The 16,926-nt window shown below is 43.9% G+C and carries 21 protein-coding genes; 11 read left to right on the top strand and 10 right to left on the bottom strand.

Features of this window, described 5'->3' with window-relative positions; all coding sequences use genetic code 11:
- Window positions 1–120 precede the first annotated feature (120 nt).
- The 5 genes from YK48G_RS05365 to YK48G_RS05345 all read left to right on the top strand — a co-directional run bounded on the left by YK48G_RS05365 (window position 121) and on the right by YK48G_RS05345 (window position 4,911).
- Window positions 121–612 carry an N-acetyltransferase gene (locus YK48G_RS05365; protein WP_203629695.1) on the top strand — a complete coding sequence of 164 codons (492 nt, stop codon included), beginning with the start codon at window positions 121–123 and terminating at the stop codon, window positions 610–612.
- A 225-nt stretch (window positions 613–837) separates the two neighbouring features.
- Window positions 838–1,314, top strand: a complete 477-nt coding sequence (locus tag YK48G_RS05360; RefSeq protein ID WP_203629694.1) for a Fur family transcriptional regulator — start codon at window positions 838–840, stop codon at window positions 1,312–1,314.
- Between the two features lie 278 nt (window positions 1,315–1,592).
- Window positions 1,593–2,588 (top strand): peptidoglycan recognition protein family protein, encoded by a 996-nt coding sequence (locus tag YK48G_RS05355; protein ID WP_203629693.1) that lies wholly within the window; start codon window positions 1,593–1,595, stop codon window positions 2,586–2,588.
- Between the two features lie 270 nt (window positions 2,589–2,858).
- Window positions 2,859–3,674, top strand: a complete 816-nt coding sequence (gene proB / locus YK48G_RS05350) for a glutamate 5-kinase (RefSeq protein ID WP_203629692.1) — start codon at window positions 2,859–2,861, stop codon at window positions 3,672–3,674.
- A complete protein-coding gene (locus YK48G_RS05345; protein ID WP_203629691.1) occupies window positions 3,667–4,911 on the top strand; it encodes a glutamate-5-semialdehyde dehydrogenase in 1,245 nt (414 codons plus the stop codon). Before proB ends, YK48G_RS05345 begins: the two co-directional genes overlap by 8 nt.
- A gap of 172 nt (window positions 4,912–5,083) precedes the next feature.
- Here the strand turns inward: YK48G_RS05345 and YK48G_RS05340 are convergent, their stop codons facing one another.
- From YK48G_RS05340 to YK48G_RS05325, 4 genes are all read right to left on the bottom strand, one after another.
- Window positions 5,084–5,851 (bottom strand): YibE/F family protein, encoded by a 768-nt coding sequence (locus YK48G_RS05340; RefSeq protein WP_203629690.1) that lies wholly within the window; start codon window positions 5,849–5,851, stop codon window positions 5,084–5,086.
- Complete coding sequence (locus YK48G_RS05335; RefSeq protein WP_203629689.1) at window positions 5,851–6,966, bottom strand: YibE/F family protein; 1,116 nt, start codon at window positions 6,964–6,966, stop codon at window positions 5,851–5,853. The genes YK48G_RS05340 and YK48G_RS05335 overlap by 1 nt, the downstream gene beginning before the upstream one ends.
- Window positions 6,967–7,536: 570 nt before the next feature.
- A complete protein-coding gene (locus YK48G_RS05330) occupies window positions 7,537–7,971 on the bottom strand; it encodes a universal stress protein (protein WP_203629688.1) in 435 nt (144 codons plus the stop codon).
- Window positions 7,972–8,044: 73 nt separating this feature from the next.
- The gene (locus YK48G_RS05325; protein ID WP_232365291.1) at window positions 8,045–8,536 is read right to left on the bottom strand and encodes an acyl-CoA thioesterase; all 492 of its coding nucleotides are present in this window, start codon (window positions 8,534–8,536) and stop codon (window positions 8,045–8,047) included.
- A 197-nt stretch (window positions 8,537–8,733) separates the two neighbouring features.
- Between YK48G_RS05325 and YK48G_RS05320 the strand changes: the two genes are divergently transcribed.
- The gene (locus tag YK48G_RS05320; RefSeq protein WP_203629686.1) at window positions 8,734–9,099 is read left to right on the top strand and encodes an ArsR/SmtB family transcription factor; all 366 of its coding nucleotides are present in this window, start codon (window positions 8,734–8,736) and stop codon (window positions 9,097–9,099) included.
- The gene (locus YK48G_RS05315) at window positions 9,089–9,715 is read left to right on the top strand and encodes a cation efflux transmembrane domain-containing protein (protein WP_203629685.1); all 627 of its coding nucleotides are present in this window, start codon (window positions 9,089–9,091) and stop codon (window positions 9,713–9,715) included. Before YK48G_RS05320 ends, YK48G_RS05315 begins: the two co-directional genes overlap by 11 nt.
- A gap of 148 nt (window positions 9,716–9,863) precedes the next feature.
- Here the strand turns inward: YK48G_RS05315 and YK48G_RS05310 are convergent, their stop codons facing one another.
- The 5 genes from YK48G_RS05310 to YK48G_RS05290 all read right to left on the bottom strand — a co-directional run bounded on the left by YK48G_RS05310 (window position 9,864) and on the right by YK48G_RS05290 (window position 13,496).
- A complete protein-coding gene (locus tag YK48G_RS05310) occupies window positions 9,864–10,334 on the bottom strand; it encodes a GNAT family N-acetyltransferase (protein WP_203629684.1) in 471 nt (156 codons plus the stop codon).
- 91 nt (window positions 10,335–10,425) lie between these two features.
- Window positions 10,426–10,758 carry an AzlD domain-containing protein gene (locus tag YK48G_RS05305; RefSeq protein WP_203629683.1) on the bottom strand — a complete coding sequence of 111 codons (333 nt, stop codon included), beginning with the start codon at window positions 10,756–10,758 and terminating at the stop codon, window positions 10,426–10,428.
- Window positions 10,745–11,452, bottom strand: a complete 708-nt coding sequence (locus tag YK48G_RS05300; RefSeq protein ID WP_203629682.1) for an AzlC family ABC transporter permease — start codon at window positions 11,450–11,452, stop codon at window positions 10,745–10,747. Before YK48G_RS05300 ends, YK48G_RS05305 begins: the two co-directional genes overlap by 14 nt.
- Window positions 11,453–11,665: 213 nt before the next feature.
- Window positions 11,666–12,160, bottom strand: a complete 495-nt coding sequence (locus YK48G_RS05295) for an O-acetyl-ADP-ribose deacetylase (RefSeq protein ID WP_203629681.1) — start codon at window positions 12,158–12,160, stop codon at window positions 11,666–11,668.
- Window positions 12,161–12,164: 4 nt separating this feature from the next.
- Window positions 12,165–13,496 carry a replication-associated recombination protein A gene (locus YK48G_RS05290; protein ID WP_203629680.1) on the bottom strand — a complete coding sequence of 444 codons (1,332 nt, stop codon included), beginning with the start codon at window positions 13,494–13,496 and terminating at the stop codon, window positions 12,165–12,167.
- A 207-nt stretch (window positions 13,497–13,703) separates the two neighbouring features.
- Between YK48G_RS05290 and YK48G_RS05285 the strand changes: the two genes are divergently transcribed.
- Genes YK48G_RS05285 through YK48G_RS05270 form a run of 4 tightly spaced genes read left to right on the top strand, consistent with a single transcriptional unit; the run spans window position 13,704 to window position 16,337 of the window.
- A complete protein-coding gene (locus tag YK48G_RS05285) occupies window positions 13,704–14,567 on the top strand; it encodes an ABC transporter ATP-binding protein (protein WP_203629702.1) in 864 nt (287 codons plus the stop codon).
- A gap of 1 nt (window position 14,568) precedes the next feature.
- Window positions 14,569–15,438, top strand: coding sequence for an ABC transporter permease (locus tag YK48G_RS05280; RefSeq protein ID WP_203629679.1), 870 nt, complete (start codon window positions 14,569–14,571; stop codon window positions 15,436–15,438).
- Window positions 15,439–15,462: 24 nt separating this feature from the next.
- On the top strand, window positions 15,463–15,918 hold the full coding sequence (locus YK48G_RS05275; protein ID WP_203629678.1) for a LytTR family DNA-binding domain-containing protein: 456 nt from the start codon (window positions 15,463–15,465) through the stop codon (window positions 15,916–15,918).
- 8 nt (window positions 15,919–15,926) lie between these two features.
- Window positions 15,927–16,337 carry a DUF3021 domain-containing protein gene (locus YK48G_RS05270; RefSeq protein WP_203629677.1) on the top strand — a complete coding sequence of 137 codons (411 nt, stop codon included), beginning with the start codon at window positions 15,927–15,929 and terminating at the stop codon, window positions 16,335–16,337.
- Between the two features lie 124 nt (window positions 16,338–16,461).
- Here the strand turns inward: YK48G_RS05270 and YK48G_RS05265 are convergent, their stop codons facing one another.
- Window positions 16,462–16,806, bottom strand: coding sequence for a hypothetical protein (locus tag YK48G_RS05265; protein WP_203629676.1), 345 nt, complete (start codon window positions 16,804–16,806; stop codon window positions 16,462–16,464).
- Between the last annotated feature and the right edge of the window lie 120 nt (window positions 16,807–16,926).

Raw genomic sequence — 16,926 nt, 5'->3', positions numbered from 1 at the left:
ACCGCCCAAACCTACAACTTCCACCCAGCCTAGCCGCCCTAAAAAGTACACCTTCATTATGCCACAGATAAAGCGCAACCAAAACACTTTGAAAGTTTTTTCACGAAAGGATTGTTATCAATGACTTCATTTGAAAAATTTCATCCCGTCTTAACAGCCCACTACACCCTCGATTGGTTAACCCAAACACCCGTTAAACAAATCGACGACCTATTCAGCCAGCCTGTCGTGACAACCGTCAAGGCCGAACAACTGCCGACCGCAATCTTAGAGACGGTTAAACGTGTCAACCGGGTGATGCAAAAAGTCATGAACGGCACTGAACTCACGTGGGGGATTACTGATTCTCGTTCACAAATTTTTATTGGAATTGTCACTATCTCTGGATTTCAAAATAATAGTGGCATTGGTAACTTGGATTTCATCGTTACTCAAGTCGCCGCGAATTCAATCGGGGAAGTCGTTGAACGGGCTCGTCAGTTCGTGAGCGATCATTTTGATTTTGAGCGTCTTCAAATTCAATTAACCAAGCAAAACAATCAGGTTATCGATTCATTAATTTCAAAAGGATTTTCTCAGTCTGCACCATTAACTTTTATCATAAAATTATGAGCTATGCCAGTTAGTTTAAATTGATTTTAATTATTACCTTAATTAATTCATTGTGGCGAGCTTATTATTGAATAATTCGTCAAAACATATTAGAATGATTCTAAAGTAAAGGTTACGATTAATACTTATCCTTGGCAAACGGTTTTTATGCACTTAAAATAAGTCGTATCACTAATTAAATTTGTCAGCTATCCCGCTAACTTGTGATTGATAAGGAGGCAACTTATGCCCGCTACAACTAATACCACTTTAAAACATTCATTGGCCCGCCTCAAAAAACAGGGAATTCGAATTACGCCACAGCGAGAAATCATCCTGGAATATTTAATCACGCATCATAACCACCCCTCGGTTGAAACGATTCGCGATGGGATCGAAGCTAAGTTGCCCAATTTAAGCGTGGCAACCATTTATAATACTCTCAGGTTGCTAGTCGATAATGGGCTCGTCATTGAACTTCCTAACAACGACGGCGGCATCCGCTATGACTTTTTTGGGTTCCCCCACTATCATGCGATTTGTGAAAATTGCGGTAAAATTATCGATATTTTCGATGATGATTATCCAGCGCTTGTGCAACATGTTCAGGCAACCACCAGAGAAAAAACGGGGTTTCTCATAACGGGAACCCAGCTTGAAGTTTCCGGTATCTGCCCCGAATGCCAGCAGAAACTACACATTGCCAATCTTAAAAAAGATTAATTATTACAAGGGGTAATCCGTATCATACCAACGGATTGACGCTGTTTCTCGCAATTTTGTCAACAACTCTTAATATGATTGATAATAAGTATCGCAAACCCCATCAGGGTGCGTTAAATCGCGCTTGATGGGGTTTTTATTGACTTGAATTCTATAGTAGTAATCGTTTATATTAACACTCGTAGCAATTAACAATGTAAATATATAATATATGAACTAACTTTAACTAATAAACGTTTTACCAAAACAATATTGATCATTCTGAAGGGGACATCATTTTGAAAAAGCAAACTATCTTGACTGCCATCTGCTCGCTGTCATTGGCGGCAATTGGCCTATTTTCAGTTAACAGCGTCACAACCCACGCCAGTAGCGTCAACACTTACATTGCCAGCAACAATATTAACCACACCAGCATTACGTCAGCTATTTGGAGCGGGTTTCCGAAAAACAAATACCGTAACAGTAAGCCAGAGGGCGTCGTCGTTCACGAAACCGCAAACCCGAATTCAACAATCTATAATGAGATTGCCTATATGAAGAAAAACTACTCGAATGCGTTTGTACATACATTTGTTGACGCAAGTAGAATCATTAATATCGCTAACACTAATTACTTGGCTTGGGGGGCGGGTTATCCTGCCAACGCCAGGTTCGTGCAGTTTGAACAGGTTCGCGTTCATAGTAAATCTGCCTTTGCCCACGAAATTGCCAACGCCGCTTATTATACTGCCTATATCTTAGACAAATACGGTCTCACACCAAACGATGCCGCTTATGACGGTAAAGGCACCGTTTGGTCACATGGGGCTGTGTCCAAATACCTTGGCGGCACCAATCACACTGATCCCAAGGACTACTATGCTTCAATGGGTAAGAAATACTTTGGTGCCAGCTACACCTTTGCCCAGTTCTACCAGTTAGTTAAAACCAATTATGACAACTTAGCAACTAGTGATGGTTCAGCCCACGGAGCAATTACATCCAACGTGAAAAAATCGTATGATAACGTGTCATATGCAAAAGCTGATTCACAAGCGTTATTAGGAGATAACTACAAATCATACCGATTATATAACCACGTTAAAAACTCCCGGGCTAACGTCAAAAAGTATTCTTGGTCTTCAGTTAGCGCTAAAGTTGGCAAGAAAGTCTATATTGATGATATCGGCACCAAAGATAACGGCCACGATTGGTATCGTATCCGATTTACCAACAGCGACAACGCCAAAAAATATTGGGTCTATGAAGGGGCACTTGATTTAGAGCAATAGTTACCAAATCAGTTGACAATTAATTTTTCATAGGATATGATTACGGTGTTTTAGAAGACCAAGTAGTGTCAATTTAGAGAGGGCCCCAACTGCTGAAAGGTGCCTTTAGCACACGAATCCTATCTTCGATCTTAATTGTCTTAATTCGACACGGATTTTTCCGTTATAAAATCAAAAGTGTGAAGCCTAGCTTCAAACGAGAATGGTACCGCCCATCTGGGTGTCTCGATTGAAGCTAGGCTTTTTTTGCACAAAATTCAGGTGAAAATAATGACAAGTAGACATATTCAAGCAAACCGCATTGTAATTAAGGTTGGCACCAGCAGCCTTATCCACCCCAATGGCGCCATTAACCTAGAAACTTTTGACCAGCTGGCATATACATTGAGCGCCTTAAATAACCAGGGCAAGGAATTAATTCTGGTCTCTTCAGGGGCAATCGGGGTTGGTTTAAACAAGATGCATCTTAAACAGCGGCCAAGCGAAATTGGCGCCCAACAAGCATTGGCTGCCATTGGCCAATCAGAACTAATGACATTATTTACGCAACGCTTTGATCACTATTTAACGGACATTGCCCAAGTCTTATTAACTCACGATATTTTTGATTATCCTAAGAGCAATAAATTCGTTATGGATACGTTTAACTGCTTGCTCAACGACAACGTCATCCCAATTGTTAACGAAAACGATACGGTCGCTACTGACGAATTAGATCACCACACCACTTTCGGCGACAACGACCAGCTTTCAGCCATCGTTGCCAGTCATATGAATGCCGATCTCTTAATTGTCTTATCCGATATTGATGGCTTTTATGATCGCAACCCGAAGAAATTCGCGGATGCCAATTTAATCCAAACCGTTTCCAATGTAGGAGACGATGACTTTACAATCGCTGGCGGTTCTGGCAGCCGATTTGGGACCGGCGGGATGCGCACGAAGCTACTGGCTGCCAAACGAATGATTGATGAAGACCGGCAAATGGTGCTGGCAAACGGCCAGGATCCCCAAATTATTTTTGATATCCTAGCTGGTAAACCCGTTGGAACGTTATTTTCAAAGGAGTGTGTTTCTCATGAATGAAGCGTTAATCCAAATTGGCCAACAAGCCAAGACAGCTGCTTATCAACTCAGTTTGTTAGACACAGTGACCAAGAATCGCATCCTAACACTGTTTGCCGAAGCGCTGATTGACCATACCGATGATATTTTAGCCGCTAACCAAAAAGATCTCCAAAACGCCGATCAAATGCCTGCCAAGTTCTCCGACCGGCTTAAACTAACTGAACAACGGGTTGCCGATATGGCTGCTGGCCTTCGTCAGGTTGCTACGCTGCCTGACCCAATCGGCAATATTGATAAAGGTTGGCAAAATGATGCCGGCCTCATGATCGAAAAAAAGCGGGTTGCCCTAGGCGTTATTGCCATGATTTTTGAAGCCCGGCCAAACGTAACCGTGGATGCTTCGGCGCTCACGTTTAAAAGCGGCAATGCCGTCATCTTACGTGGTGGAAAAGAAGCGCTTAACAGCAACCTCGCTCTCACCAATATTTTACGAACGGTCCTTAAACAAAATGGCTTGGATCAAAACGCAATCCAGATTCTTCATGATACCAGCCACGAAACGGCTAATGAGTTGATGCATCTGAACCAATTCGTTGATGTCCTCATCCCAAGAGGCGGCGCCGGCCTCATTCAAGCAGTCGTTAAGAACGCCACCGTCCCAGTGATTGAAACGGGTGCTGGTAATTGCCACGTTTACGTTGACAAGGCGGCCGAAGCACAAATGGCCGTCGACATTATTGTCAACGCCAAAGTCCAGCGGCCATCCGTCTGCAACGCTGCAGAAAAACTACTCATCCATCAAGATGTTGCCGAGAAGCTTTTGCCGCCAATTGCCAAGGCCCTTAGCGACCATGGGGTTGAATTGCGCGGCGATGACCGCAGCCGCCAAATTGTTGCAACCATCAAACCGGCAGTCGAAGCCGACTGGTCAACCGAATACAATGACCTGATTATGGCCGTCAAAGTCGTTGATGATGAGCAAGCCGCCATTGAACACATTAATCGCTATTCAACCGGTCATTCTGAAGTAATTATCTCAGACGACTATCAAAGCGGCCAGGAATTCCTCAACCAAATTGATTCCGCCTGCGTTTATGTCAACGCCTCTACTCGGTTCACTGACGGCTTTGAGTTTGGGTTTGGTGCCGAAATTGGGATTAGTACTCAAAAGCTACACGCTCGTGGTCCGATGGGCTTGGCTGAATTAACCACCACTAAATACATTATTCGTGGGAATGGTCAAATTCGAAAATAGTGTAAGGAAGAACCTCCATATTTGGATTAAGGCTGCGAAAGCGGCCTTAAAACACCCAGCCTATTTGACAAACGGCTAATTCCAATTCTGACCATTTATATTTTATATTCAAAAGGGTTCTATCACTCATGCCAACAATCTTGGAGGTGATAGAACCCTTATTTGATTTTAATTATTTCGGCTTCTTTGCCTGCAGTCGCTTTAGTCGAAAGCTCATCATCCAAGTTGTAATGGGAATGGTCAAGACAACCCCAATCAACGACACGACAATCGCAATTAATTCGGCGGCAAAGATCTTATCGTTTATGATTTCTCCTAGTGAATAATTCAAACCGTAAAACCAAATAAATAAAGCCAAGGCACTGCCAAAGAAGCCAAAGAACAATGTATTAACGGCGGTGCCAATGATTTGCTTGCCAATAAAGACCCCATCGGCAAATAACGCATCCCCCGTAATTTGGCGATGCTGGGTCACAATTTCATCTAACCCAGAAGCGATCGCAATGGCGGCTTCAGCAATCGCGCCTAGCGAACTTAAAATCGCCGTGGCAATCGCAATTTTGGTGAAGTCAATCCCGACATAGATGGACAACCCTTCAAGCTCCTCGCTGTCCTCCAAGCCAAAGCCGCCCACTTGTGCCCAATATTCAATTGGAATGATAATCGCAATCAGCAGCACTAAAATCACACAGGACGCCTGGAAGGCTGTAATTGAGGCGTTGTCACTGGCACTACTCCAAAAAATCGTAATCGATAAAAGCACAACGCTAGCGACAACCGTGACGATAATCGGTGGCAAGTGAAATGCAATCAGCACGATTGAGAAAAATAAAATACCAAAGTTGACCACCATGCTTAAAAACGACGTGATTCCCTGCTTGCCGCCAACTAGTACCATGAGTGCCAATAACACGATTCCTAAAGCGGTAATCGCCCCCATTAGCGTTCATCTCCTTTAATCCATAGTCCGGCAAATAAGCTCGATAAAATAACTGTGAGTACGATGCCAATGCCACTAATCAAGCTGGAGGTCATCCCCAACGACATGTTCATCGAAAATGAATATTGCCAACTATTGCCATTTTTAAGATAGAGCAAGGTCATCGGCAACGTTTCGGCCATGAAGATAAAAAACAGCACGTTAATCAAAGGACCCATAATTGATTTACCAATTTGGCGGCCCGAAGTAAATACCTGCATCTTTGAGAGCTCGGGGCGTTCAGCCTTTAACGTTGCCAATGAAGCAACAATATCGGTCGCCTCGTCCATAACGGCTCCCAACACCCCAATTAAGACTTCGGCGATAAACAACGGCTTAGGCAGTTGGGTGACGTATTGCATGGATTCATAATAAATCCCCTTTTCGTGGGTCAAAGCAAAAACCGTCAACGTTATTAAAATCGTAAGCGCCGTAGCGGCCAAAACTGCCGATAACGTCACTAACATCTTCTTACTCCAGCCCATGACCAGCAGTAAGGTTACGAAGCAGAAAATGACGGCCAATACGCTAAAGATCATAATAACGGCTGCCCCATCGTTATTGTGGTCAATCATAATTGCAATCCAAAACAACATCGTATTGACTAGGATGCTGGCAATCACCGTGACGCCCTTCCACTTAAGAATGACAAACAGTAAGCTAATCGCCAGCGCAAACAAAAAGGCAATTGGCGCATCACGTTTCAAATCTTTAACCGTTGCGTGCAGGTGGGGCTTGGTATGTAGCGTAATGAAGAGTTTTTGTCCTTTTAGATAATGATGATCCATCGCATGGGAATCTGAATAGGCATTATTAATGGCCAAATGTTTGCCCGCGTATCGACCATTGGTAATCTCGCCGTAAAGTGTTTGTTGATGATAATGGTCCACATTTTGAAATTCGTCGGTCATTTTGCTTTTTTTGCCCGCCTGAACCCGAGATACTTGAAAAATTGGCTGGGTATACAAGGCATCATTATGCATAAACACAACTGTCGTTAAAAAGCAAAACAGCACGACACCGATTACTTGAAGCCAAGTCATTTTACTCGTTAATTTAGAATTCATCTCACCCATCTTTTCAACTTAAGTTAGTGTTATTGTACCATTTGGCATTCCGAGTTAAAGGGTAATGATTACAAATTAAAAGAACCGCAAACTTTTGCTGTTTGCGGCAAACTGATCGATTTATGAAAACAGACGAAGTAAGCAGGAAACTACATCACCCCGATGACTTTGCTTCCAGCCGCTTGAGTTGGAACCGCGGAGCAAAGCAGGAAGCTGCACCTAAGGCCACTTGACCAAAAATCCAAGCCCGGGATTTCTGGTTTCCGCCACTACTTTGCCAAGGACCGCGGAGCAAAGCAGGGATCTGCGTGTAAGCACCTCTAACAAAAATTCCCAAACCGGGGATTTCTGTGGACCCCCTGCTACCTAGCCGAGGACCGCGGAGCAAAGCAGAAAGCTGCACCTAAGCCACTTGACCAAAAATCCAAGCCCGGGATTTCTGGTTTCCGCCACTACTTTGCCAAGGACCGCGGAGCAAAGCAGAAAGCTGCACCTAAGGCCACTTGACCAAAAATCCAAGCCCGGGATTTCTGGTCAAGTGGCCTTAGGCTCCGCTTTCTAAACGCTTTGCTCCGCGCACTACTTTTTATAATCCACCACCATCACGTTCACTTCAGAATGGCGAACCACATAAGCCGTAGTTGAGCCAAGAATTGCTCTTGAGATGCCGTTAACACCTGATTTACCCATCACGATTAATGACGCGTCATACTTTTCTGGTAACGTCTTTGAAATTTGAACTTTAGGCACGCCGATTACAAAATGGGTCTCGAACTTGACGCCTTGCTTTTCTGCCATATCGGCTGCATCGGCTAAGATCTCTTCGCCACGCTCACGGAATGACTCCATCACATCTTGACCCAGTGTTACCCCATACTGAACATAGCGTTGATCACTAGCCACCGAGACAAGTTGCAACGTTGACCCAAAACTTTTAGCTAACCGAACGGCTTCTGCCACCGCCTGTTTCGAATTTTCACTACCATCAACCGGCACTAAAATTGTTTCGTACATACCCAACACCTCCAAATTGATTTTTCACTTTTAGTTTACCATTTTGCTCATCATTGGACATACAATATGCCACTTAATAATTCAAATGACCAAGAATTGCCTTATTAGCCATTAAGTCCGTTTTCCTTGCTGCCAAGCGCCGTTCATAGCCCGAACAAACAAATCGTTCTTCTTCGCTTTCCGGGATCAACTCAGGCAGTTGAATAGGCGTATGCCGATCCGTCACAATCAACGTGCAAAACGCAATTAGTGCTGGCGTCAGCTTGCGGCTGTCTTTGTTAAACGTCGTAAACTTGGTAAATACTTCAATTGTTCGACCATGGGCACCCGTAACGTAAGAAGTACACTTTAAGATGTCTTCAGGCGTCGCCGGATTAATAAACTGGACGTGATCATACCCAGCCGTTACAAATGATAAGGCTGGCGGGATGAATTTAGCGGCCGCCAGACCGGCATTCGCATCCAGAATTGCTAACGTTTTGCCACCAAATTGAATGCCGCCGTTATTAAGGTCAGCCGGAAAAACATAGCTTTCATGAATGGCATAAGTCTGCGAACACGTCACTGCTTCGATAACAATCTCCTCCAAACGCTAAGTGAATTGGTCTTTTGCTAACTATGATAACCTTTTCAACCGTCTAAAGCGAGTTTGAGCCATCCTTAAATTAACCAATCCCTGTAATCTAAGTCGAAAAGTTTTCTAAATGAATCATTTTTGGTCTTCATGGTTGTATTTCCACGTTCATATGTTATGATGCTCATATGAAGAAGGTGACATATGTGGTTGCTGATTTAACACGACTAGACCGAATTGCTTTAATCGATCAACAGCACTTATCAGAGTCAGAGCGGATTTTCAAGCTACTCAGCAACGCCACTCGCCTACAGATGCTAAAAGCACTGGAACAGCGAGAGCTAAACGTGACCGAGCTAAGCGAGCTACTGAAAGTTGAACAATCAGTTGTGTCACATCAATTGGCACTATTAAGAAAGCATCAATTGGTTTCAGCCAAACGCGTTGGCAAGGCCAATTACTATCAATTAGATGATCCACATATTTTAGACGTAATCAATGAAATGCTGGCGCACGCAGATCATGTGATTAGGGGGAAACAGCATGGCGAGTAATTCACAAAGCCAATCATTAGTCGGTCGAGGCCTCCGCACAGAATATTTTTCAACTGGGTGGATGGCCTTTGAGTTTATGATTGGCCTGTATTCTGGTCTCAAAGCCGGATCGATCCTGCTCATCGCCTTTGGCCTGGACAGCTTTTTGGAAATCATCTCTGGCAGCACCTTAATTTGGCGGCTTAAAAAGGAAGGTCGGGGAGCCTCTCAATCAGTAATCAATCGGGCTGAACGCCGATCGTCACTAATCGTTGGCAGTATTTTATTGCTATTGGCAATGTACGTGATTGCCGTTTCGCTTTATAATCTATTGACTCACCAAGCGGCTGAACCCAGCCTGTCAGGGATGGCAATCGCGATGGCATCCGTTATTTTGATGCCCATCCTAACGTTAAAAAAGCGGTCACTAGGAAACGCCCTTCATTCCAATGCATTAGTAGAAGATGGGATGTGCAACATCACCTGTGCCTATATGGCTGCAACGGTGCTTGCTGGAGCTGTCCTCGTCGCCTTGTTTAATTGGTGGTGGGCAGACTCGCTGGCAGCGCTTGTTCTTGTCTACTTCATTGGCAGTGAAGGCTGGGAGTCGATTCAGGCGGCTAAAAAGAATGATTAGATTAAGAATGTCGGTATCATACGATTAAAAAAAGCTGGAAATCATTCGTTCCAGCTTTTTTAATCGTTATTTTTCAACAATGTGTGTATCATGGCGGGCGGTACTTGCTTATCTGTCTAGTCCAGCTTCTAAGCCCGTCTTTGCAAACTTATAATTGCTTCTCCATCCACAAATCCGTCGTCTCAAAACCACTTTTTTGATACACATGAATCGCTCGTTCGTTATGCCCAAACACGTGCAAAGCAATCTTTTTGAATCCTAACTGCTGGGCCTCTTGATCGATCAACTGTAGCGCTTTGGTTCCAAATCCCTGGTTCTGATAAGCCGGGGAAATGGCAAAATCATAGATAAAGGCTTCTTCGGCATCCGCCCCTCTGGCAGCAAGCCACACAACGCCAACTTTGGTATTGCTGGCCACGATATCATAGAAATAATGCCCGGGAGTCGATAACCCATCTGGTAATAATTTTTCGAATTCTTGTTTTGCTTGTTCTTTAGCTTGATCGGCTTTCCAAGTACCAGCTCTAACCTTTTCGTTGGCATAATTTGCCGCCGAATCCTGACGATACCTCTCAAAGTCTGTTTGCGACATTTTCTCTAGTTTTAGCAGAATCATCATCTCCTAATCCAGATAGTATCGTACAATATTAGGAAACTTATTTAAAGAAGGAACTCTAAAAATGAGAAAAACAATTGGTTTGTTAGCCCCGCTACACCCCCAAAAGCAACCGCAACACGCCGAGTGAAATCACCCCAACAATCACAATCACCAGCAGGTTTTTCCAAATAATCGCGCTCACAATGCTTGGAATGGAAGCCAACAAGTTGCCCCATTCAATCGACGGCAGCTGGCCAATGTGCTGCACAAACAAGTTTTCAAACCATAAAGCCGACATAATCGCAATCGGCACAAAGCTCAAGAATTCAACGACGCCGGCAGACAATTTGAACTTTTTCAAAATAACAAACGGCATAATTCGTGACAGCCAAGTGACCGCGCCAGTGCCAATAATTGTGAACAAGACAAAATTAAAAGACGACATGCTTCATCACCACCCCAAACGTGCAGGCTACTAACGTAACCAGTAGGATTAACAAGCTGCTGGGAATAAAAATCAATCCCAGATAAATGGCCACCAATACAAAGCCCACGACAGTTAATTGAAGTTCAAATTTAATTGATTTGTCGCTGATCAACTGCAGATAAAGCAGGCCAATAAACATGGCAACCAGCGCAAAGTCTAAGCCATACTTTTCAGGATTGCTGATGAAGTTACCTAACACGGCCCCGACAAGTGACGAAATAATCCAAGTCAGATAAGAAATCACGTTGGCAGTATTGAACCAACTAAAGTTCAGTCGCCCGGCTGTATAGTTTAATTTGTTCATCCCCAATGCGAAGCTTTCATCGGTAAGCAAAGTCCCCACCAGGACATTTTTGAGTAAACTCTCCCTTTTAAAATAAGGTGCCAGCGTGGTACTCATCAAAATCATCCGCGAGTTCACCAAAAAGACTGAAAAGATAATCGATAACATTGGGCTGTGAGTCACTAACATACTCACGATCACAAACTGAGCGGAACCCGCATATGTAATAATCGACATCAACGTTACTAAGAGTGGACTGAGCCCAGATGCCTTGCCGACAATTCCAAACGCAATGCCAATGCCAATGTAGCCAAAAACGGTCGGTAACGTTTCTTTGGCTCCGCTTGGTATGGTTAATTCATCGTTCATTAAAATCCACCTGCTTTCTCCATTAACCTATGTCCATTTTATGAATGCCAACACCTTACACCGTGCTGTTTAGAAACATTAATAAAATTCTAATCTTGCTCTTATTTATTGTCAATGGCAAAGCGAGCGGTTTCTAAAAATGGCACCAACTGACGTTAACTTAATCCTAACGTGAGTTGATGCCATTTTTTAAACGAATAAGGGCCATCTAAATCACTCAGCCAATGCCCGCTGATAAGCCGCATAAGTCCCCGAATCGAAGCAAACCATTGTTACATCTAATGGCGCATCAAATTCGCGAATGGCCTTAATCGCAATTTTCGCCGCTTGATCCAGCGGGTAATCATAAACCCCCGTACTAATCGACGGAAAGGCGACCGTTTGGCAGTGATTTTCCACCGCCCGTTTCAAACTATTCACGTAAGAATTCTGCAGTAATTGTGGTTCATTGCGACTACCACCATGCCAAATCGGCCCTGGCGTGTGAATCACATACTTAGCTGGTAGCCTAAAGCCCGGTGTTACCTTAGCTTCACCGGTCGGGCAGCCGTTTAATTTCCGGCAAGCCTCGTCTAGCTCAGGGCCGGCTGCTCGATGAATCGCGCCATCAACGCCGCCACCACCAGAAAGGGCGGTGTTAGCCGCGTTCACAATCGCGTCAACGTTCATCTTGGTAATGTCGCCTTTAATCAACTTAAAATGAGCCATGATCTCACTCTCCTTGTCGATGGGTCTGCTCCCATTGTTTAATTTGTCGCAGCCGTTTTTTAAACCTGATTTCATTGCCTTGTTCAGTCGGTTCATAATACGTATGCCCGATCAATGAGCCCGGCATCGTTTGCATGGTTGTTAACTTATCCTTAGCTTCATGGGCATATTGGTAACCCTTGCCGTACCCCAAATCGGCCATCAATCCCGTCGGCGCGTTTCTTAACTGCAACGGCACCGGCTCATTAATTGAATGCTTCACATCCGTTTCAGCTTTTAGGGTTGCCTTATAAACCGCGTTGGATTTCGGTGCCAGCGACAGATAAATGACCGCTTCGGTCAAATGAACGTTACATTCCGGCATCCCTAAGAACTGACAAGCTTGAAACACGTTGATCGCAACGTTTAGGGCATTGGTATCCGCCAGCCCAATGTCTTCGCTGGCAAATCGCACCAGCCGCCGGGCAATATATAACGGGTCTTCGCCACCACTTAGCATCCGTGATAGCCAATAGACCGCGGCATCCGGATCACTATTTCTCATTGACTTATGAACCGCCGAGATCAAGTTATAGTGTTCTTCGCCATGCTTATCGTACAAAAATGACTTGGTATTCATCAATTGATGCAGGCTGTCAGCAGTCACCACCACGCGCTGACCAGCCTTGTCACCATTATTAACCGCCATCTCTAGGGTATTTAACGCAACCCGGGCATCACCATTCGCAAATTCAGCGATGGCCTTAACCGCTTGGTTGTCAATGACAACCGTCTGCTTGGGAAAGGCCGCCGGATTATTCAACGTCTGATGGATTAATTGGCTGATATCGTCAACTTGCAGCGGTTTTAAAACAAACACCTTACACCTAGACAACAGGGCCGAATTAATTTCAAACGATGGATTTTCAGTCGTTGCCCCAATCAACGTGATACTCCCCCGTTCCACAAACGGCAAAAAAGCATCTTGCTGGGCCTTATTAAACCGGTGAATTTCGTCGACAAAGACGACCGTTTTGCCGCCCATTTCCCGATTGGCCTCGGCGTCTTTCATAATACTGCGGATTTCTCGAATCCCACTGGTCACCGCGCTAAACGTGATAAATTTCGCCTGCGTTTTTTTGGCGATAATCTCCGCCAGCGTGGTCTTACCAACCCTGGGCGGTCCCCAAAAAATCAGCGATGGCAACTGATCGCTTTCGATGATCTCTCTAAGGACTTTGCCCTTGCCAACCAGCTGCTCTTGGCCGACAAATTGATCCAGCGTCGTTGGCCGAACCCGATAGGCTAATGGCTGATTGGTTTTATTACTGCCGGCAAATAGCGATTCTTGTTTCAAATGACCACCTTCTCACTTTTGCGAACATGCGTTTGCCTTCTTTGAAATCATTATACCTGACAATTCGTCACATGTTAATAGTAACGCCATCGCCATTTCATTGCAGTTTTTTTACCACTTATTAATTGCTGCCAACCACTTGGCGATTTTTTGGCAGCTTTTCAGTAGAACTCTGCTATGCTGTTGCCAACAAAGGAGATGACGATGATGATCATTCAAGCGAAGAACCTTACTAAGGCATTCGGCAATCAGATTGCCGTTAACCATCTTAATTTATCAATTGAACAAGGCAGCTTAACAGCCATTTTGGGACCCAATGGGGCTGGTAAAACCACGACAATTTCAATGTTAACTGGATTACAATCACCAACTTCGGGAACAATTGAACTTAAGTACGGAACCAAAATCAGCATGGTTTTCCAACAAAGTATTCTCGACAATCACCTGTCAGTTTACGAAAATTTAGCCATTCGCAGCCGGATGTATCACCCAACACCTGCCGACCAGCTGGATATGCTGGTTCAAAAGGTTGGTCTCCAAAGCTTCATCAATCAAAAGTACGGTCACCTATCCGGTGGTCAAAAACGCCGGGTTGATATCGCGAGAGCCTTAATCAACCAGCCAGACGTTTTATTCCTCGACGAACCCACAACTGGTTTGGATATTCAAACCAGAAACGCAATTTGGCAGCTGCTTCATAAACTTCGCGAAGCTGATGGGCTAACAATTGTCCTGACCACTCACTATTTGGAAGAGGCCGATCACGCCAATGCCGTTTATATTGTGGATCATGGCAATGTCATCGCAGAAGGTACGGCTGAAGCGATCAAACACCGGTATTCCAGAAATCGGCTGACCCTCGCTATGAGTAGCTCATCTTCAATTCCCGCCCAACTATCAAAAGCCGCTCACTTTGACCCACAAACTGGCAATCTTATTTGTTTTCCAAGCAAAACTGCCGACGCCATTGACCTGTTGACAAAGTTCCGCGATCAGATTAAGCGCTTTGAGTACCAGCAAGGCAACCTGAACGATGCCTTCCTAAACTTAACCGGAAAGAAGATGCGTTAAAATGCGAGCACTATGCCAACGAAACTTACTGCTTTATTTTCGAGATCGATCGGGGGTCTTCTTTTCACTCTTGGGGGCCATGATCTCATTTGTTTTGTACATTATTTTTATTAAGAAAAGCATGGTAGCCGAATGGCAGCAAGTTCCCGGTTCTCATCAACTATTGGATCTCTGGCTGATTGGCGGGACGTTATCGATTACTGCCGTGACAACCACCCTAGCAGCTTTGGGGCAGATGGTGAAAGACGAAGAACGCAATATTATTAAAGACTTTTACTTAACTGACGTTTCGCCATTTCAACTAAAAGTAAGTTATATGCTGAGTGCCGGTGTGATTGGCTTTACCACGCAGCTAATCATGTTGGCCGTCATGTTAGGATATTTCAACGGCACCGATAATTTAGCAATTCCCTGGGAAAAATTGCCGCTAATCGTTTTGGTTGCCCTGTTGAGTGCCTGCTTATCAGTCGTTTTGAACATGCTGCTCATCCAGTTTATCCATAAAATTGACTCATTAAGCAAGGTTAATTCAATTATTGGGACTGCCGCTGGCTTTTTAATTGGCACTTATCTTCCAATCGGGGCGCTACCCCAATTTGCCCAATGGCTCATCAAACTTACTCCGGGTGCTTACGTTGCGGCAATTTACCGCCAGATTTTAATGACGGCAAAAATTCACTCAGCTTTTCAATCACCAATTAAAGAAGCCCACTTCAATCAATTAATGGGTGTCAAATTAGATTGGTCGCATTTACTCAATCTAACAGCCACGGCCGAATTTTTGATATGCTTATTTGTGGGTAGCATTCTGCTCATTTTCGTGACAGAATTAATCAAGAAGTACCAAAGTGCCATTCAATTGGAAAAATAACGAAAATTAGGGGATGCAATTGGGATGAAAATTCATTTTCAGAAAAATGAACAGCTGGCAGATGATGAAATTGACATCACTTTAGCCGCGGCTAGCAAATCGCTTAAAGTAGACGAATTGATTGCCTACCTCCAAAAGTTTGATTCCATGCCGCCGACCATCATCCCAATTAAATCTGTGGATCAAGTTGTCTTGGTAAAGCCGCAAGATATTGAACTCATCGACGTTTCTGGCAGTACCCTTTTGATTTATGCCAACCAAACAGTTATTGAAACCAAAGGCCGACTGTATGCATTTGTTGAAAAATTGAAAAATCCCAATTTCGTTCAAGTTTCTAAGCATGCCGTCATTAACATTAATCACTTAAAATCGCTTGAGGACAGCTTTGCCGGTGCGATGACCGCCGTTTTGGCGGGGAATGTCAAAACTAGCATCAGTCGAAAATATCTGTCGTTACTAGAACATCGACTGGGATTGTGAGGGCAATAATGATGTGGATATTCAAAACAACTTTAAAATTCTTCTTCGAAGGTGTCGAAATTGGGTCGGCCATCTATTTAATGATCCTATTAACTGGCCTCCAATCTTCTGCACCCACTTCAAAAAACATCGCCAGCGTGATGGTCATGGCCGGCCTGGTTGGCTTATGTTCTTGGCTATTTACAACGGATCGGATTTCGTTTCTAACGGCCTTTATCATCCACTTCTTCATCACGTTTGGGTTAGTCACCATCATGATGACGGTTAATGGTTGGCTCATTTGGAATAGCCTAACCTTCTGGACTGAACTCATCGTTCTTTACTTAATCATTTATGCAATCGCTTGGACACTAGTCAGAATTGGTGGCTACACGAAGCTCAAGCGGATTAACGCGATCTTAAAAAAACGAAATCAATAAAGTTCCCATACAAAAAGTGAGCCGCCATTTCGCCTTACACGAAATAGCAGCTCATTTCTTAGTACCGTAACGTCAATTTAAGTTTAATGAATAGGTGGGGGAGACTTACTCAAATCAACTCGATTTATAACTTTGTATTAATCAAGTCAGCTGCAACATGGAACACATCAGTTAATGACATATTCTTGTCAGCAAACTTCTTGTTCAACAATAATTGTCTGAAGTCTTCGATCGAAATGTTTTCAGTATCCTTTATTGGGAATCCTTGACCGGTGAATGAACCGGTTGTCAAAGTAACGACTAGGCCATCACGGCTATCAAGGCGAACGTTATAGGTTTCAAAGTAATACCCATCATCGTAATTCCCGCTTAATTCTTTGTGATCCTGGAAGTAACTTGTAATAAACTTATGGAATTCTTCCTTAGATTTGACTGAATCTTTCCATTCAGTTTGAACAGTGTTTGCCATACTAAAGCTCCCTTTCTCTCTTAAACAAACTTAGTACAAACTCAAAATACTCGTAACATAGTTAGAAATGTAAATGATTTCCTATCTATCACTTACAATTTTCATTCTAAACACTTTACC

The organism is Lentilactobacillus fungorum, from assembly GCF_016860605.1.
GTDB classification, from domain to species: Bacteria; Bacillota; Bacilli; order Lactobacillales; family Lactobacillaceae; genus Lentilactobacillus; species Lentilactobacillus fungorum.
This window is presented reverse-complemented; position numbering and strand designations above follow the sequence as displayed.

Bases quoted from the DNA above. Each gene is read 5' to 3' on its own strand.
- YK48G_RS05310 (WP_203629684.1), bottom strand. From the start codon at position 10,334: ATGATGATTCTGCTAAAACTAGAGAAAATGTCGCAAACAGACTTTGAG.
- YK48G_RS05340 (WP_203629690.1), bottom strand. From the start codon at position 5,851: ATGGGGGCGATTACCGCTTTAGGAATCGTGTTATTGGCACTCATGGTA.
- YK48G_RS05270 (WP_203629677.1), top strand. From the start codon at position 15,927: ATGATGTGGATATTCAAAACAACTTTAAAATTCTTCTTCGAAGGTGTC.
- YK48G_RS05295 (WP_203629681.1), bottom strand. From the start codon at position 12,160: ATGGCTCATTTTAAGTTGATTAAAGGCGACATTACCAAGATGAACGTT.
- proB (WP_203629692.1), top strand. From the start codon at position 2,859: ATGACAAGTAGACATATTCAAGCAAACCGCATTGTAATTAAGGTTGGC.
- YK48G_RS05315 (WP_203629685.1), top strand. From the start codon at position 9,089: ATGGCGAGTAATTCACAAAGCCAATCATTAGTCGGTCGAGGCCTCCGC.
- YK48G_RS05320 (WP_203629686.1), top strand. From the start codon at position 8,734: ATGAAGAAGGTGACATATGTGGTTGCTGATTTAACACGACTAGACCGA.
- YK48G_RS05335 (WP_203629689.1), bottom strand. From the start codon at position 6,966: ATGGGTGAGATGAATTCTAAATTAACGAGTAAAATGACTTGGCTTCAA.
- YK48G_RS05300 (WP_203629682.1), bottom strand. From the start codon at position 11,452: ATGAACGATGAATTAACCATACCAAGCGGAGCCAAAGAAACGTTACCG.
- YK48G_RS05305 (WP_203629683.1), bottom strand. From the start codon at position 10,758: ATGTCGTCTTTTAATTTTGTCTTGTTCACAATTATTGGCACTGGCGCG.
- YK48G_RS05265 (WP_203629676.1), bottom strand. From the start codon at position 16,806: ATGGCAAACACTGTTCAAACTGAATGGAAAGATTCAGTCAAATCTAAG.
- YK48G_RS05360 (WP_203629694.1), top strand. From the start codon at position 838: ATGCCCGCTACAACTAATACCACTTTAAAACATTCATTGGCCCGCCTC.
- YK48G_RS05365 (WP_203629695.1), top strand. From the start codon at position 121: ATGACTTCATTTGAAAAATTTCATCCCGTCTTAACAGCCCACTACACC.
- YK48G_RS05345 (WP_203629691.1), top strand. From the start codon at position 3,667: ATGAATGAAGCGTTAATCCAAATTGGCCAACAAGCCAAGACAGCTGCT.
- YK48G_RS05280 (WP_203629679.1), top strand. From the start codon at position 14,569: ATGCGAGCACTATGCCAACGAAACTTACTGCTTTATTTTCGAGATCGA.
- YK48G_RS05275 (WP_203629678.1), top strand. From the start codon at position 15,463: ATGAAAATTCATTTTCAGAAAAATGAACAGCTGGCAGATGATGAAATT.
- YK48G_RS05330 (WP_203629688.1), bottom strand. From the start codon at position 7,971: ATGTACGAAACAATTTTAGTGCCGGTTGATGGTAGTGAAAATTCGAAA.
- YK48G_RS05285 (WP_203629702.1), top strand. From the start codon at position 13,704: ATGATCATTCAAGCGAAGAACCTTACTAAGGCATTCGGCAATCAGATT.